At 39.8% G+C, this 15,076-nt stretch carries 16 protein-coding genes and 1 tRNA gene; 11 read left to right on the top strand and 6 right to left on the bottom strand.

The window, feature by feature from the left end; genetic code table 11:
- The first annotated feature begins 8 nt into the window (after window positions 1-8).
- Genes trpD through trpA form a run of 5 tightly spaced genes read left to right on the top strand, consistent with a single transcriptional unit; the run spans window position 9 to window position 4,333 of the window.
- Window positions 9-1,013, top strand: a complete 1,005-nt coding sequence (trpD, locus tag FGK98_RS07515; protein ID WP_138100690.1) for an anthranilate phosphoribosyltransferase — start codon at window positions 9-11, stop codon at window positions 1,011-1,013.
- Window positions 1,010-1,777 carry an indole-3-glycerol phosphate synthase TrpC gene (trpC, locus tag FGK98_RS07510; protein WP_138100689.1) on the top strand — a complete coding sequence of 256 codons (768 nt, stop codon included), beginning with the start codon at window positions 1,010-1,012 and terminating at the stop codon, window positions 1,775-1,777. Before trpD ends, trpC begins: the two co-directional genes overlap by 4 nt.
- Window positions 1,764-2,363 carry a phosphoribosylanthranilate isomerase gene (locus tag FGK98_RS07505; protein ID WP_138100688.1) on the top strand — a complete coding sequence of 200 codons (600 nt, stop codon included), beginning with the start codon at window positions 1,764-1,766 and terminating at the stop codon, window positions 2,361-2,363. The genes trpC and FGK98_RS07505 overlap by 14 nt, the downstream gene beginning before the upstream one ends.
- Entirely contained in the window at window positions 2,341-3,564 is a 1,224-nt protein-coding gene (trpB, locus tag FGK98_RS07500; RefSeq protein ID WP_138100687.1) for a tryptophan synthase subunit beta, read from the top strand. Before FGK98_RS07505 ends, trpB begins: the two co-directional genes overlap by 23 nt.
- Entirely contained in the window at window positions 3,557-4,333 is a 777-nt protein-coding gene (gene trpA, locus FGK98_RS07495) for a tryptophan synthase subunit alpha (protein ID WP_138100686.1), read from the top strand. Before trpB ends, trpA begins: the two co-directional genes overlap by 8 nt.
- On the opposite strand, the gene FGK98_RS07490 is transcribed toward trpA, so the two are convergent.
- Window positions 4,305-4,964, bottom strand: a complete 660-nt coding sequence (locus FGK98_RS07490) for a prepilin peptidase (RefSeq protein WP_138100685.1) — start codon at window positions 4,962-4,964, stop codon at window positions 4,305-4,307. The genes trpA and FGK98_RS07490 overlap by 29 nt on opposite strands.
- 69 nt (window positions 4,965-5,033) lie before the next feature.
- Between FGK98_RS07490 and FGK98_RS07485 the strand changes: the two genes are divergently transcribed.
- The 6 genes from FGK98_RS07485 to FGK98_RS07460 all read left to right on the top strand — a co-directional run bounded on the left by FGK98_RS07485 (window position 5,034) and on the right by FGK98_RS07460 (window position 11,293).
- Complete coding sequence (locus tag FGK98_RS07485; RefSeq protein WP_138100684.1) at window positions 5,034-5,489, top strand: GNAT family N-acetyltransferase; 456 nt, start codon at window positions 5,034-5,036, stop codon at window positions 5,487-5,489.
- 194 nt (window positions 5,490-5,683) lie between these two features.
- Window positions 5,684-6,697 carry a LacI family DNA-binding transcriptional regulator gene (locus tag FGK98_RS07480; protein ID WP_171011132.1) on the top strand — a complete coding sequence of 338 codons (1,014 nt, stop codon included), beginning with the start codon at window positions 5,684-5,686 and terminating at the stop codon, window positions 6,695-6,697.
- Window positions 6,698-6,806: 109 nt separating this feature from the next.
- Window positions 6,807-8,117, top strand: a complete 1,311-nt coding sequence (locus FGK98_RS07475; RefSeq protein WP_171011131.1) for an ABC transporter substrate-binding protein — start codon at window positions 6,807-6,809, stop codon at window positions 8,115-8,117.
- Window positions 8,118-8,214: 97 nt separating this feature from the next.
- Window positions 8,215-9,117, top strand: coding sequence for a carbohydrate ABC transporter permease (locus tag FGK98_RS07470; protein WP_171011130.1), 903 nt, complete (start codon window positions 8,215-8,217; stop codon window positions 9,115-9,117).
- A 1-nt stretch (window position 9,118) separates the two neighbouring features.
- Entirely contained in the window at window positions 9,119-9,964 is an 846-nt protein-coding gene (locus tag FGK98_RS07465) for a carbohydrate ABC transporter permease (RefSeq protein ID WP_171011129.1), read from the top strand.
- A gap of 9 nt (window positions 9,965-9,973) precedes the next feature.
- Window positions 9,974-11,293 carry a glycoside hydrolase family 32 protein gene (locus tag FGK98_RS07460; RefSeq protein ID WP_138100679.1) on the top strand — a complete coding sequence of 440 codons (1,320 nt, stop codon included), beginning with the start codon at window positions 9,974-9,976 and terminating at the stop codon, window positions 11,291-11,293.
- Window positions 11,294-11,366: 73 nt separating this feature from the next.
- On the opposite strand, the gene FGK98_RS07455 is transcribed toward FGK98_RS07460, so the two are convergent.
- From FGK98_RS07455 to FGK98_RS07435, 5 genes are all read right to left on the bottom strand, one after another.
- Window positions 11,367-12,245 (bottom strand): SDR family NAD(P)-dependent oxidoreductase, encoded by an 879-nt coding sequence (locus FGK98_RS07455; protein ID WP_138100678.1) that lies wholly within the window; start codon window positions 12,243-12,245, stop codon window positions 11,367-11,369.
- Between the two features lies 1 nt (window position 12,246).
- Entirely contained in the window at window positions 12,247-13,083 is an 837-nt protein-coding gene (locus tag FGK98_RS07450; protein ID WP_138100677.1) for an alpha/beta fold hydrolase, read from the bottom strand.
- Window positions 13,084-13,096: 13 nt separating this feature from the next.
- Entirely contained in the window at window positions 13,097-14,101 is a 1,005-nt protein-coding gene (locus FGK98_RS07445) for an NADP-dependent oxidoreductase (RefSeq protein ID WP_138100676.1), read from the bottom strand.
- Between the two features lie 92 nt (window positions 14,102-14,193).
- Window positions 14,194-14,625, bottom strand: a complete 432-nt coding sequence (locus FGK98_RS07440; RefSeq protein WP_138100675.1) for an Rrf2 family transcriptional regulator — start codon at window positions 14,623-14,625, stop codon at window positions 14,194-14,196.
- A 205-nt stretch (window positions 14,626-14,830) separates the two neighbouring features.
- A tRNA-Lys gene (locus FGK98_RS07435) sits at window positions 14,831-14,903 on the bottom strand.
- Between the last annotated feature and the right edge of the window lie 173 nt (window positions 14,904-15,076).

The following is a 15,076-nucleotide window of genomic DNA, read 5'->3' as shown; positions in this document are numbered from 1 at the left end:
TTGTCTATATGAAAGAGATTATTGAAAAATTAGCAAAATTTGAAAATTTATCAGGTGTGGAAATGACGGATGTCATCGAACGTATCGTAACTGGACGTGTAACAGAAGCGCAGATTGCTTCTCTCCTCTTGGCCCTTAAGATGAAGGGAGAAACACCTGAAGAACGTACAGCTATTGCCCAAGTCATGAGAGGACATGCCCAACACATTCCAACTGAAATTCATGATGCTATGGACAACTGTGGTACAGGTGGAGATAAGTCTTTCAGTTTTAACATTTCCACAACTGCAGCCTTTGTCTTGGCTGGTGGTGGTATTCACATGGCCAAACACGGTAACCGCTCGATATCTTCTAAATCTGGTTCGGCAGACGTCCTTCAAACCTTGGGAATCAACCTAGACCTCAAACCAGCTGAACTAGGTAAGGTCTTTGATAAAACTGGAATCGTCTTTCTCTTTGCCAAAAATATGCACCCAGCCATGAAATACATCATGCCAGCTCGTTTGGAATTAGGAATTCCAACTATCATGAACTTGACTGGTCCCCTGATTCATCCAATGGCCTTGGAAACACAGCTTCTTGGGATTAGTCGTCCAGAACTTCTAGAAAGTACAGCTCAGGTTTTGAAAAATATGGGTCGCAAACGTGCCATTGTGGTTGCTGGACCAGAAGGACTGGATGAAGCTGGTTTGAATGGAACAACCAATATTGCTCTTCTTGAAAATGGCGAAATCACCTTGTCAAGCTTCACTCCAGAGGATTTGGGAATGGAACGCATTGCAATTGAGGACATTCGAGGAGGAAACGCTCAGGAAAATGCAGAAATTTTGCTCAGCGTTCTGAAAAACGAACCAAGCCCATTCTTGGAAACTACAGTTTTAAATGCTGGTCTTGGTTTCTATGCTAATGGTAAGGTAGCTAGTATCAAGGAAGGAGTTGCCTTGGCCCGTCAAGTGATTGTCAGTGGCAAGGCCCTTGAAAAACTTAGACTGTTACAGGAGTACCAAAAATGAGTCAGGAATTTTTAGCACGAATCTTGGAGCAGAAGGCGCGTGAGGTCGAGCAGATGGAGCTGGAGCAAATCCAACCCTTGCGCCAGACCTATCGATTAGCAACATTTTTGAAGAATCATCAGGAACGCTTGCAGGTGATTGCAGAAGTCAAGAAAGCTAGCCCTAGTCTGGGAGATATCAATCTCGATGTAGATATTGTGCAACAGGCCCAGACTTATGAAGCAAACGGCGCAGTGATGATTTCGATTTTGACAGATGAGGTTTTCTTTAAAGGGCATTTGGATTATCTGCGGGAGATTTCCAGTCAGGTAAACATTCCGACGCTCAACAAGGACTTTATCATCGATGAAAAGCAAATCGTCCGTGCTCGCAATGCTGGTGCGACAGTTATCTTGCTCATCGTGGCTGCCTTGTCAGAAAAACGTCTCAAGGAACTTTATGACTATGCGACAGAGCTTGGTCTGGAAGTCTTGGTGGAAACTCATAATCTTGCTGAACTGGAAGTTGCTCACCGCCTTGGAGCTCAAATTATCGGTGTTAACAATCGCAATTTGACAACCTTTGAAGTCGACTTGCAGACCAGTGTAGACTTGGCACAATACTTCAAGGATGATTGCTTGTACATTTCTGAATCTGCTATTTTCACAGGGCAGGATGCGGAACGAGTAGCACCATACTTTAACGGAATTTTAGTTGGGACAGCTCTCATGCAGGCAGAAGATATAGCCCAGAGAATCAAGGAGTTACAGATTGACAAAGGTTAAAATTTGCGGATTATCAACCAAAGAAGCGGTGGAAACAGCTGTGTCAGCAGGAGCAGACTACATCGGTTTTGTCTTCGCACCTAGTAAGAGACAGGTGACCTTAGAACAGGCTGCTGAGCTGGCAAAGACTACTCCTGCTACTGTTAAAAAGGTTGGTGTATTTGTTTCACCAAGTCGAGCTCAACTGCTAGAAGCGATTGAAAAAGTTGGCTTGGACTTGATTCAAGTTCATGGTCAGGTAGGGAATGATTTGTTTGAGGATTTACCTTGTGCCAGCATTCAGGCTGTGCAAGTGGATGGAAATGGTCATGTGCCTAATTCTCAGGCAGACTATCTACTCTTTGATGCCCCTGTTGCTGGGAGTGGTCAGACCTTTGACTGGGGTCAACTGGATACGACTGGATTAACTCAGCCCTTCTTTATCGCAGGCGGCCTTAAGGAAGACAATGTAGCAAAAGCAATTCGACACTTTACTCCCTATGCAGTAGATGTATCGAGCGGAGTGGAGACAGATGGACAAAAAGATCAGGAAAAGATTAGAAGATTTATAGAGAGGGTAAAGAATGGCATATCAAGAACCAAATAAAGATGGATTTTACGGAAAATTCGGTGGACGTTTTGTCCCAGAAACATTGATGACAGCAGTTTTGGAGTTGGAGAAGGCTTACCGTGAAAGTCAGGCAGACCCAAGTTTCCAAGAGGAATTAAACCAGCTCTTACGCCAGTATGTAGGACGTGAAACTCCCCTTTACTACGCAAAAAACTTGACCCAGCATATCGGTGGAGCTAAGATTTATCTCAAGCGTGAAGACCTCAACCATACAGGGGCCCACAAGATTAACAATGCCTTGGGACAAGTTCTTCTGGCTAAACGCATGGGCAAAAAGAAAATTATCGCTGAAACAGGTGCTGGTCAGCACGGTGTAGCAACTGCAACAGCTGCGGCCCTCTTTAACATGGAATGTACCATCTACATGGGTGAGGAAGATGTCAAACGCCAAGCCCTTAATGTCTTTCGTATGGAGCTTTTGGGAGCTAAGGTTGAGGCCGTGACAGATGGTTCGCGCGTGCTCAAGGATGCGGTCAATGCAGCCCTTCGTTCATGGGTGGCAAATATCGATGATACCCACTATATCCTTGGTTCTGCCTTGGGGCCTCATCCTTTCCCAGAAATCGTTCGTGACTTCCAAAGTGTCATCGGTCGAGAGGCTAAACAACAGTACCGTGACTTGACAGGTAAAGATTTGCCAGATGTCCTAGTAGCTTGTGTTGGTGGTGGTTCTAATGCTATCGGTCTCTTCCATCCATTTGTAGAAGATGAGTCTGTAGCTATGTATGGGGCTGAGGCAGCAGGACTTGGTGTGGATACAGAGCATCACGCAGCGACCTTGACCAAGGGACGTCCAGGTGTCCTCCATGGTTCTCTCATGGATGTGCTTCAAGATGCTCATGGTCAAATTCTTGAAGCTTTCTCTATCTCAGCAGGTTTGGACTATCCTGGTATCGGTCCAGAACATTCTCACTACCACGATATCAAACGTGCCAGCTATGTCCCCGTGACAGATGAGGAAGCCTTGGAAGGATTCCAGCTCTTGTCTCGTGTGGAAGGGATTATCCCAGCCTTGGAATCTAGCCACGCTATCGCCTTTGCAGTGAAATTGGCCAAAGAACTTGGTCCAGACAAGTCAATGATTGTCTGCCTATCCGGTCGTGGGGACAAGGATGTAGTTCAAGTCAAAGACCGCTTGGAAGCAGATGCAGCAAAGAAGGGAGAAGCCCATGCCTAAGACACTAACAGAAAAATTGAACGCTATCAAAGCAGCTGGAAAAGGAATTTTCGTTCCCTATATCATGGCTGGAGACCATGAGAAAGGTCTGGATGGTCTCGCTGAAACTATCCACTTTTTAGAAGATTTGGGTGTCTCAGCTATTGAAGTGGGTATTCCCTTTTCAGACCCTGTTGCAGATGGACCTGTGATCGAAGAAGCAGGCTTGCGCAGTCTAGCTCATGGGACTTCTACCCAGGCTTTGGTTGAAACCTTGAAAACCATTCAAACAGAGGTTCCGCTGGTCATCATGACCTACTTCAACCCCCTCTTTCAGTACGGTGTGGAGAAATTTGTCAAAGATCTAGCTGATACAGCGGTCAAGGGCTTGATTATCCCAGACCTGCCTCATGAACATGCCAACTTTGTAGAGCCCTTTTTGGTAGACACAGATATTGCCTTGATTCCTTTAGTGAGCTTGACCACAGGACTTGAACGTCAGAAAGAGTTGATCAAGGGAGCGGAAGGCTTTGTCTATGCCGTTGCTATCAATGGGGTGACAGGGAAGTCAGGAAATTACCGTGCAGACTTGGACAAGCACTTGGCACAATTGCATCAAGTAGCGGACATCCCAGTCTTGACAGGTTTTGGTGTATCTAGTCAAGCCGATGTCGAACGCTTCAATGCGGTGTCAGATGGAGTTATCGTCGGTTCAAAAATTGTAAAAGCTCTCCACCAAGGAGAGCCGATTGAGGACTTTATCAAACAAGCAGTAGCTTACCAAAAATAATCAAACAAGCAGCAAGTAAGAGGAAAGGCACGAAAGGGAGTCTTTCCTTTTTCTTTTGGAGGAGAAAGGTAAGAATCCCCGTCGCAGAAGCAAACTGAATCAAAATCAGCAACTCTGTCACACTAAAGACGAGTGCACAAGATGATAGAAAAAGAAAATCACCTGCTCCTATACGGATATCGATAAAATGAGCAAAAATTCCAAGGATAAGGAAGAAAATCATGACCAGATTCCAACCACAGAAAGCCATGAGGATTAGGTGGAACGTTAGCCAGACTAGTAAGGGATATTCCTGATGGCGCAAGTCATAGATGCCCAAGGTCAAGCCAGTAGTTATCAGGATGACTTGTCCCGAGGAAAGAAATCCCCAAGCCCAAGCCAGAAAGAGGAATCCCAAGCCCAGTTCAAAGAGGGCATACCAGAAAGGATAAGGAGCCTTACAGTAGCGACAGCGAAAGCGATGAAAGACCTGAGAGAGGATAGGAATCAAATCTAGCGGACGCAAGCGAGTCTGACAGGAATCGCAGTGACTAGCCGGTCGGATAATGGATTGCTCAGGGAAACGGTCAATGACCAAACCTAGAAAAGAAGCGAGAATGCTCCCGACAAGAAAAAAATAAAGATCAATCATACTTATCTATTCGTAAAAAATAGGAGAAGTAGTATAATAAAGAAACATAGATAAGATGGTGAGGAAAATATGACAATTCGTTTTGAAGAAAATGTGAGCGTAGAAAATGCTCAGCTCGTATGCAAATGGTCCAACTCCCTTGGCAAATCCTTTCAAGAACAATGGATGGGAACAATGATTCCTTTTCCCTTAACAATTCAAATCTTGCAAGATTTGGAAGGAATCTTTTCAATCTTTGATGGACAAGAGTTTGTGGGGCTTATCCAGAAAATCAGGCTAGAAGACAGGAATCTTCATATCGGGAGATTCTTTATCAATCCCCAGAAACAGGGGCAGGGCTTAGGTAGCCAGGCTTTAAGGGAATTTGTTAGTTTGGCCTTTGAAAATGAAGACATAGATACTATTTCTTTAAATGTCTACGAGGCAAATCAAACAGCTTACAATCTTTACCAAAAAGAAGGATTTGAAATCGTTCAAATGGTTGAAACACCTATACGAAAATACATCATGAAAAAGGGTAGATAGAAAGTAAAAAAGCCTTGGAACTCAAGGCTTTTCCTGTGGTATGTAGATGTCTATACTTGAATATTGAAGGGGGGTCGAAAGCCAATTGGAGTGATTTTATCCATGATGGGAAAAATGATCTTACCAATAATAATTGAGAAATAGTTGCTAAAAAAACGGTTGCATGTTACTATAGAGTGCAAGGAGGTGAGAATATGGTAGAGCAAAAAAAATCCATTACCATGAAAGATGTTGCTCTAGAAGCGGGAGTTAGCGTTGGGACCGTTTCACGTGTGATCAACAAAGAAAATGGCATCAAAGAAGTGACTTTAAGGAAAGTTCAAAGGGCTATAAAAACATTGGACTATATCCCTGATAATTATGCTCGAGGTATGAAAAAGAATAGAACAGAAACTATCGCTTTGATTATTCCGAGCATATGGCATCCATTTTTCTCGGAGTTTGCCTATCATGTTGAGAAAGAGTTATTAAAATATAATTATAAATTATTTATTTGTAACGCTGATAGCGATTCACAAAATGAAATCGAATATATCGAAATGTTGAAACAAAATAAAGTGGATGGAATTATTGGTATTACATATTCTGATATTGACAAATATATTTTATCTGATTTACCGTTTGTAAGTATAGATAGACATTTTTCGGAAAATGTATGCTATGTTACTTCAGCAAATTACAAAGGAGGACAAACTGCAGCAGAGGAACTGGTTAGAAGGGATAATAAGCACCTTGCTTTTATTGGTTCAATTAATATGTATGAGAATGAGACTATACTCAGAAGTAAAGGATTCAGAGAAAAAGCTAAGGAATTAGGAGTAGATGTCTATCATTTTGAAATGAAAGAACCTTTAATAAATCCTGAAGATCAGATAAGAATTTTTTTGCAATCTCATAAAGAAATTGATGGCATATTTACAATAAATGATATGATGGCTCTGAGAGTTATTAGTATTATGAAAGAACTGGGGAAAATAGCACCTGATGATTACCAGATAATTGGGTTTGATGGTTTAAAAACTTCTGTCGATCAATCTTATCTAGTGTCTACAATAGTTCAAGATATTGGTATGATGGCAAAAGAATCTGTTACAATGATACTGAAAATGATTAAGCAAGAAGAAATTCTAGAAAAACGAATCGTAATTCCCACATATTTTTGGGGAGATAAAACAACAAAAAAAATTCAAACAGTGCTTGACAAATAATGAAAGCGCTGTTATAATATAAATTATAAATGAAACGTTTCAAAAAACAAGCTGAAAACTTGTTTAAAAAATAAATAAAAAATGAAACGTTTCAAAAAGGAGGAAAATGATGCGTAAAGGTACAATGTTATCTGTTGTTGCGGGGCTATCGTTAGCTATACTTGCAGGTTGTAGTGGAGGAACTAACTCAAAACAAGCGAGTTCTTCAAATGATATTAAAGTCTGGGTACAATTCTCTGACGAAACAAATGAAGGAAAAGCTTGGCAAAAAGTTGTTGATAACTTTAATCAATCAGGAAAAAGTAAGTACAAGGTTGTAACTGAGTATATTCCTCGTAGTGGTAGTGGTGGAGGATATGAAGATAAGGTTAATGCTGCTATCACGACTAATAGTCTTCCAGATGTTATTACCCTTGATGGACCAAATACGGCAGCTTATGCAAAATCTAAAGTAATTACTCCGCTAGATGATTATCTAAAAGATAATAATATGGATGATGTTTTGGACAGTATTAAACAACAGGGAACTTATAATGGGAAATTCTATGCATTTGGATTTTCTGAATCGAATGTTGGTGTTTATTACAATAAAAAAATGTTCAAAGAGGCCGGAATTGTGGAATCAGAGCTTCCAACACTAGAAAAGCCATGGACATGGGACGAATTTAATACGATTGCTAAAAAATTGAAAGATCATTATAACAAACCGGCAATTGATTTTCGTATTAATTCAAACGATGAAATGTTGCCATATGCTTATATGCCGTTGATTTGGTCAAATAATGGTTCTGTCGTAAACGAAGATGGAACAAAGGCAGAAGGATACTTCAACTCCAAAGAGAGTGTAGAAGCAGTTCAATTCATTCAGAATCTTGTAAAAGAAGGCTATACAACTGTTAGTCCAGTCGAAAAAGGTTTTGAAACAGGAGAGTATCCAATGCTTTTGAGTGGTTCTTGGACGATTGCTGACATGAATACAAACTACAAAGATATTGATTTTGGTATCCTTCCTTACCCAGTATCTAGTAAGACGAAAAAATTAGTATCCCCTTCAGGTAGTTGGCAATTAGCTGTGACGACAAAATCTGATAAAAAAGAAGCCGCATCTGAATTTGTTAAATTTGCTACAAATACAGAATCAAGTGAAATTATTAGCTTGGGGAATTCGGTCCTTCCAATTCGTAAATCTACAATTGAAAATATCAAAGATAAAGTATCCGAACCAATGCGTTTCTTGATGGAACAAAATTCAAAAACAGCTCATGCTCGCCCAGTTGTCGTAGCATATCCTCAGGTTTCTCGAGCTTTTCAACAAGCAATGCAAGATATTAGCTATTATGAAGAAAATCCAAATGTGCAAAAAGTCTTGGATACTCGTACAAAAGAAATGCAAACCGCTATTGATCAGTCACTCAAATAATCTGTAAAAAGGAAGGAGGAAGGAAAATGTTTGGAACTACCTTCCCCTTTCTTGTTAGTAGACTAGTTTGATATATATATGACTAAAGGAGATGGATATGAGTAAAGAAACTGTTGTGGATACAAAAAGACGTGAAAAAATAAAAGATAACATACTAGGTTATAGTTTTTTAGCTCCAGCTTTAATTTTATTAGGTATCTTTTTGGTAATTCCAGTTGGAATGGTCATTTATTACGCTTTTACAGATTATTATTTGTTGACACCAGATGAAAGAAAATTTGTTGGATTTGAGAATTTTATTCAATTAATAAAGGATCCGATTTTCTTAAAGAGCTTCTTGAATACTTTGAAATTTGTTGTTTGGATTATTCCAGTTCAATTGGGAGCAGCCTTAGGAATGGCTTTGATTGTTAATAAAAAGCGCAAAGGGAATATGTTTTTTAAAGTGGCTTTTTTTGCTCCAGTTGTCATGTCCTTGGTAGTTATTTCTATTCTTTGGCTTTATCTTTTAAATCCAAATAGTGGCTTATTAAATGCTATTTTAAATAAGGTAGGTCTTGCTTCTCAACCTTTCTTGACTAGTCCCAAACAAGCTATGTATGCAATTGTTTTTGTTTCTGCTTGGCAGGGTGCAGGTTATCAGATGCTTTTATTTTTAGGAGGAATGCAGAATATTCCACAAGATGTCTATGAAGCTGCTGAATTAGATGGATTCTCAAAATGGGCTCAGTTTCGTTATATCACGATGCCCCTACTAAAACCAACAGCCCTGTTTGTATTGTTAACAACTTTAATTTCTGCTTTTAAGCTGATTGTACAACCAATGGTTATGACGCAAGGTGGTCCATTAAACTCAACAATTACTATGGTGTACTATATTTATCAACAAGGTTTTACTGATCGTCTTGTAGGATATTCTAGCTCAATCGCTTTAGTATTTACAACGTTAATTGGTATGATTAGCTTAGTACAACGTCGCGTTCTGAAGGAGGATGACTAAGATGAAACGATTTAAACCAACAACAATCTTAGAATATATTCTGTTAACCCTATTGGCAGGACTCTTCCTTTTTCCTATGGTTTGGATGGTAGTTTCAGCTATGAAACCAGAAGCGGATGTTTATAAAAATTTGACTAGTTGGCAAGCCTTCTTACCAAGTTTAAATCCCTCTGATTGGTTTAAACCTTATCAGGAAGTATTTGAGCGCTTTAGCATTTTTACATATCTAGGGAACAGCATTTTTTATGCTGGAACGTTTGCTATTGGTTCTATTATTATCAATGCACTGGCCGGTTTCGCTTTTGCAAAAGTCAATTTTTCAGGTAAGAAAATTTTATTTGGATTCTTACTTGCTTTACTTATTATTCCAGTAGAAACTGTGTTAATTCCACAATTTACCATTATCAATTCCTTAGGTTTGGTCAATAATCGTCTTGCAGTTATTATTCCAGGATTGGCGAGTGTATTTAATATTTACTTATTTAGGAATTTCTTTATTGCAATTCCAGAAGAGATTCTTGAGTCTGCAAAGATGGACGGAGCAAGTATCGTTAGAATTTTCTTTAGAATTATGCTTCCAATGTCTAAACCTGCAGTTGCTACAGTTGGTGTTTTATCATTTATTTCAAGCTGGAATGATTATATTTGGCCATTGATGGTTTTGACAGATTCTTCTAAATTTTCAATGCAGGTTGCAATTACAACTATTAATACAACTCAACCAGTTTATATCAATCAGGTAATGGCTGTATTAACTATTTCAACGATTCCGTTGATTTTGGTCTATGTAGTCGCTCAGAAATATATTGTTCAAGGTCTGGGTGGTTCCGGAACTGGAATAAAATAGGATATACTTATGATAAATAAAACATTTACAGTAGAAAAAGCCAATCGTTTTATAGCAGAACATAAACATCTCGTCAATACTCAATATAAACCAGAAGAACATTTTTCAGCTGAGATTGGCTGGATCAATGATCCAAATGGATTTGTCTATTTTCGTGGTGAATACCATCTCTTCTATCAATTCTATCCTTATGATAGTGTTTGGGGGCCAATGCACTGGGGTCATGCTAAAAGTAAGGACTTGGTGACTTGGGAGCACTTGCCAGTTGCACTGGCTCCAGATCAAGATTATGACCGAAATGGTTGCTTCTCAGGTTCTGCCATTGTCAAGGATGATCGCCTCTGGCTCATGTATACTGGTCATATTGAAGAAGAAACCGGTGTCCGTCAAGTGCAAAATATGGCATTTTCAGACGACGGCATTCACTTTGAAAAGATTTCCCAAAATCCAGTTGCAACAGGAGCAGACTTGCCAGACGAGTTGATTGCTGCTGATTTCCGTGATCCAAAAATATTTGAGAAAGAGGGGCGCTACTATTCTGTAGTTGCTGCCAAGCACAAAGATAATGTGGGCTGTGTCGTTCTACTAGGGTCCGATAACCTAGTAGAATGGCAGTTCGAATCCATCTTTTTAAAAGGGGTTGAACACCAAGGCTTTATGTGGGAATGTCCAGACTACTTTGAGTTAGATGGAAAAGACTGCATCATCATGTCACCAATGCGTTATCAACGTGAGGGAGATTCTTACCACAATATCAATTCTTCTGTTTTGGTTACAGGTAAGGTAGACTGGGAAGCTAAACAGTTCGTTCCTGAAACAGTAGAAGAAATCGACCATGGTCAGGACTTCTATGCGCCTCAAACATTGTTGGATGACCAAAATCGTCGTATTATGATTGCTTGGATGCAGATGTGGGGGCGTACACTTCCAACTCATGATCAGGGTCACAAGTGGGCTGGTGTCATGACTGTGCCTAGAATTCTCCGATTGGAAGATGGCAAACTAAGACAATTCCCTATTAAAAAAGGCCAATATCAAATCCAAATAGATAAAGATTGCCGTTACCGCTTAGGAAATGATACAGATTATCTTGAATTTGGTTATGATAGTAAGGCGCAGCAAGTTTACATTGATCGTAGCCATCTTGCTCAAGAGATTCGTGGGGAAGAAGAACAGGATACAAGCCGACGATATGTAGATATTGAAGCTAAGGAATTGGAAGTTATTCTAGATAAAAATTCCATTGAAATCTTTGTCAATCAAGGTGAAGCAAGCTTGACTGCAACTTATTACTTAACAGTGCCAGCTGAGCTATCACTTCTAGATTAAAAAATAAGTTATTTCTCCTAAAGAAAAAGTTCTCTTTCTAAAGTAGTGGAAAGAGAACTTTTTCGATTTTTTTCTAATTAAGCAAAGCATATTTTTGTTTGAACAACTCAATTTTATTATCACAATAATTGATTAAATGCTGAGCTTTTTCGAGATTATATCCTTTTTTAGATACAGACTTTACTTTCTTCTCATCAAAATAGTAGCCAGTCAAACCAGTGATTTCTTCTGATAAGGTAAGGCAGTAGCCTGTTTCAATCCCCTCATCTAAATCTTTAGAAAATGACTTCATCAAGCGCCCAAAGAGAGACTTTTTCGTCTTTTCGTCACTGGAATCATTCCCTAAGTTGGTTGAAATCAAGCCCGGATGATAGGCATTAACAGTAATATTTGAACCTTTTAGAAAGAAGTCCCTTGCTAGATAGCGTGTCATCCAAATAGTGTAGAGCTTCGAATTATTATAGGCCAATCCTGGATTATAGTCATTCTCAAATCCAAAGTCCAAATCCTTGACCTTAGCAAAATGATGCATATAGGAAGAAGTATTGATAACACGACCGTCAGTCGCATTTTCTAACAAGGGACTTAGCTCAGTTGTTAACATATAGGGAACCAGAACAGATAACATAAAAGTCAATTCGACATTTTCAGCACTCGCTTTTCGTTCTTTCCCAGCATAAAGGCCTGCATTGTTAAACAAGACATCGATACTTTGAAAGTCTCGCTTGATTACCTCCGCAAATCGATAAACATCGTCTAATTTTGAAAAATCTGCAAGGTAGCTAGAAACTCTGCCTCTCAAGGAAACCGCCCGAACCTCTTGAAGCGCCAGCTCAAGTTTTTGAGGATTTCGACCATGGAGGATGACATGATGGCCTTCACTGGCCAATTTCTTTGCCAAATGTTTACCGATACCGTCAGTAGCACCTGTAATCAGAATCGTTTTGACCATATTAGTCCTCCAAGAAAGCCAGTAGTTCTTTTGAAAATTCGTCTGCATATTGGAAAATCGAACCGTGGCCAGCATTTGGATAGATAATCAGCTTACTATTTTCGATTTTCTCATGCATGTCATAGGAATTTTCCGTTGGAACTTGCATATCCTTGTCCCCGTTGACGATTAAGGTTGGTTGGGTGATAAATTTTAGGTCGTCTTGAGAATCTTTCCCCCAACGTTTAATAGCTTTGAGTTGAGTTAGGAATCCTGATAGGTTCATGTCTTTATCCGCAAATTCCTTTGTTCTCATCCCCATTCGTCCTAGGACTTTCAAGGCTTCGATTTTCCCTTGTTCATCATGATTATAGAAGATATAGCGTTTAGGATCGATACGTTCGAGTCCGGCTTTAAACATATAGTTAAAGGTTTTTCCTGTTACCTTATCGACCTCTTTTCCACCTCGAGGTCCTGTTCCTGCCAAGATGAGACGGTTGACCAAATCAGGCTTACTTCTGACCATTTCTTGGGCAATCATGCCCCCCATGGAAAGTCCGAGGAGATTGATTTTATCGTAACCAAGCGCTTTTACAAAGTCAATTGTCTGCTCAGCCATTCCAGGAATGGTTTGCGCCACTTTTCCCTGACTAGCACCGACACCAGGAAGATTGACAACAATTACATGGTGCTTTTCAGCAATCAAGTCTAATAGTTTTGGATCCCAGTTATCGAGAGTTGCTGCCAAATGTACCAGCATCAGAAGAGGTAGTTTTGATTTGCCTTTACTAAGTTCGCGATAGGCAATTTGATTTCCTTGGACAGTGATGTATTGATTTTTTGTAGTAAGATATGACATTGTGTTTCCCTTTTTATTTCTTAAAGCTGAGGACTGTTTTTCCACGTGAGCGACCATTAGCGACTTTGTCTAATGCGCTATTTACCTCTTCAAATGGATAAACTGTATCGATAGAGGGTTTGATTTCTAATTTACTAAAGAGGTCAGCTACTTCTTGTAATTGAGCGCCGTTGCTTTCTACAAAGATAAAATGGTATTGGACACCGTATTTTCCCGCCATCTTATCAAATTTGCGACCTGCTAAGCCAAGAATAATCTGTTTCCATTTTGGTAGATTCATGCGTTTGGCAAAGGCTCCATTTGGCATAGACCGAAGGGAAACAAGATGACCACCTTTTTTAATGATAGACATTTGTTTCTCAGTTTCAGTTCCACCAAGTGTATCAAGGACATAATCAACCTGGCTAACAGTTTTTGTATAATCCTCTGTTTTGTAATCAATAAATCTATCTGCTCCGAGGTTCAATACACGCTCAGCACTATCTCCAGCTCCATTGGTGATGACTTTCAATCCTTTGGCTTTGGCAATCGGAATGGCCATTCCACCAACTCCTCCAGTACCACCAGAAATAAAGATCGTTTTCCCAGCTTGAGCGCCCATGAGGTCAAGAGCCTGCATGATAGTCAAGGCAGTAAGCGGAACAGCAGCAGCTTCTTCGTCTGATAGATAGTCTGGAACCTTGGCTAAGGCTTGGCTATCGACAGCTAGGTATTCTGCAAAGGCGCCGATATGATCAAGTGGTAAACGGCCAAAGACACGGTCTCCTACTTGAAGGTTTTCAACCTTTTTACCAATGCTTTCAACGATACCAACGACCTCATTCCCTGCAGTTTGAGGAAGTTTGTAAGGAACAATCATCTTGACCTCGCCACGAGAGATCATGTTATCAAGAGGATTAACCCCAGCTGCGGTGACTTTCACCAAGACTTGTTTGTCTGTAATACTTGGTTTAGCGACTTCTGTGATGTTGAGTGTGATATTGTTTTTGTTATAAGTAGTGTGTTGTGCGACTTTCATGTGTTTTCTCTTTTCTTATTTAATTCGACTTTATATACCTGTATCTAATACAAGTATACGTTGCTTCTGGTAAAAACTGACTTGCTATCAAATCAGTTTCGGACTTGTTTGGCTTGTTTATATAGATTGTCAATGACATCTTCTAAAGTTTGATTTGCTAATTCCTTCTCTAATTGAGATTCGGCACTAGCGAAAAGCGGTGAAACTGCTCCTTGGATATGTTTTCCAACGGGGCAATCAGGGTTGCTATTTTGGTGAACAGGAAATAAGCTAATATGATTGATTTCTTGAGTTGCATAATAGATCTCAAGTAAAGTCATTTCTTTTGGAGATTTATTGAGTTGATAGCCCGTTTTTCCTTGCTGGGAACTAATCAAGCCTGCATTTTTCAATAAGGCGATTACCTTTCGAATGTAACTAGCATTGGTCCCAACGCTAGTTGCTAGTGCTTGAGAACTTAGGGTTTCCTTGCTCTCGCTAATCATTGTTAGGATATGCAAAGCAACTGAGAATTTTGTATCCATATAAACTCCTTTGGTTAACCTGTATCTAATGCAAGAACAAGTATATCATAAATAAAATGAAAAGCAAGACTTTTGTTTTAAATTTTTTGAAGAATTTAATCAAATCAGAGGTGTTTGGAAAGATTGATCATAAAAAAAGTGGGACAAATCTACTTTAGAACAACAAAAAAGCCTTAATTTTAAGGCTTTTTCCTGTTGATTTAGATGCCCCCTGCAGGGCTCGAACCTGCGACCCATAGATTAAGAGTCTACTGCTCTACCAACTGAGCTAAGGAGGCAAAGAAAAAGCTGTATTGGTGCCGAAACTTCACGGTTTGTATTGAACCCGCGCAATTAAGCAGGTGGGCAACTCGCTCTAACTGAAGCTGTTTCCGTGTGAGACGGCCTACATGCTGTTAGAAGACTTTTGTTTCCCTAATAATACAAAAAATAGTCGGTCAACACTTAAGTG

This window comes from Streptococcus australis, from assembly GCF_901543175.1.
In the GTDB taxonomy this organism is placed as follows: Bacteria; Bacillota; Bacilli; order Lactobacillales; family Streptococcaceae; genus Streptococcus; species Streptococcus australis_A.
This window is presented reverse-complemented; position numbering and strand designations above follow the sequence as displayed.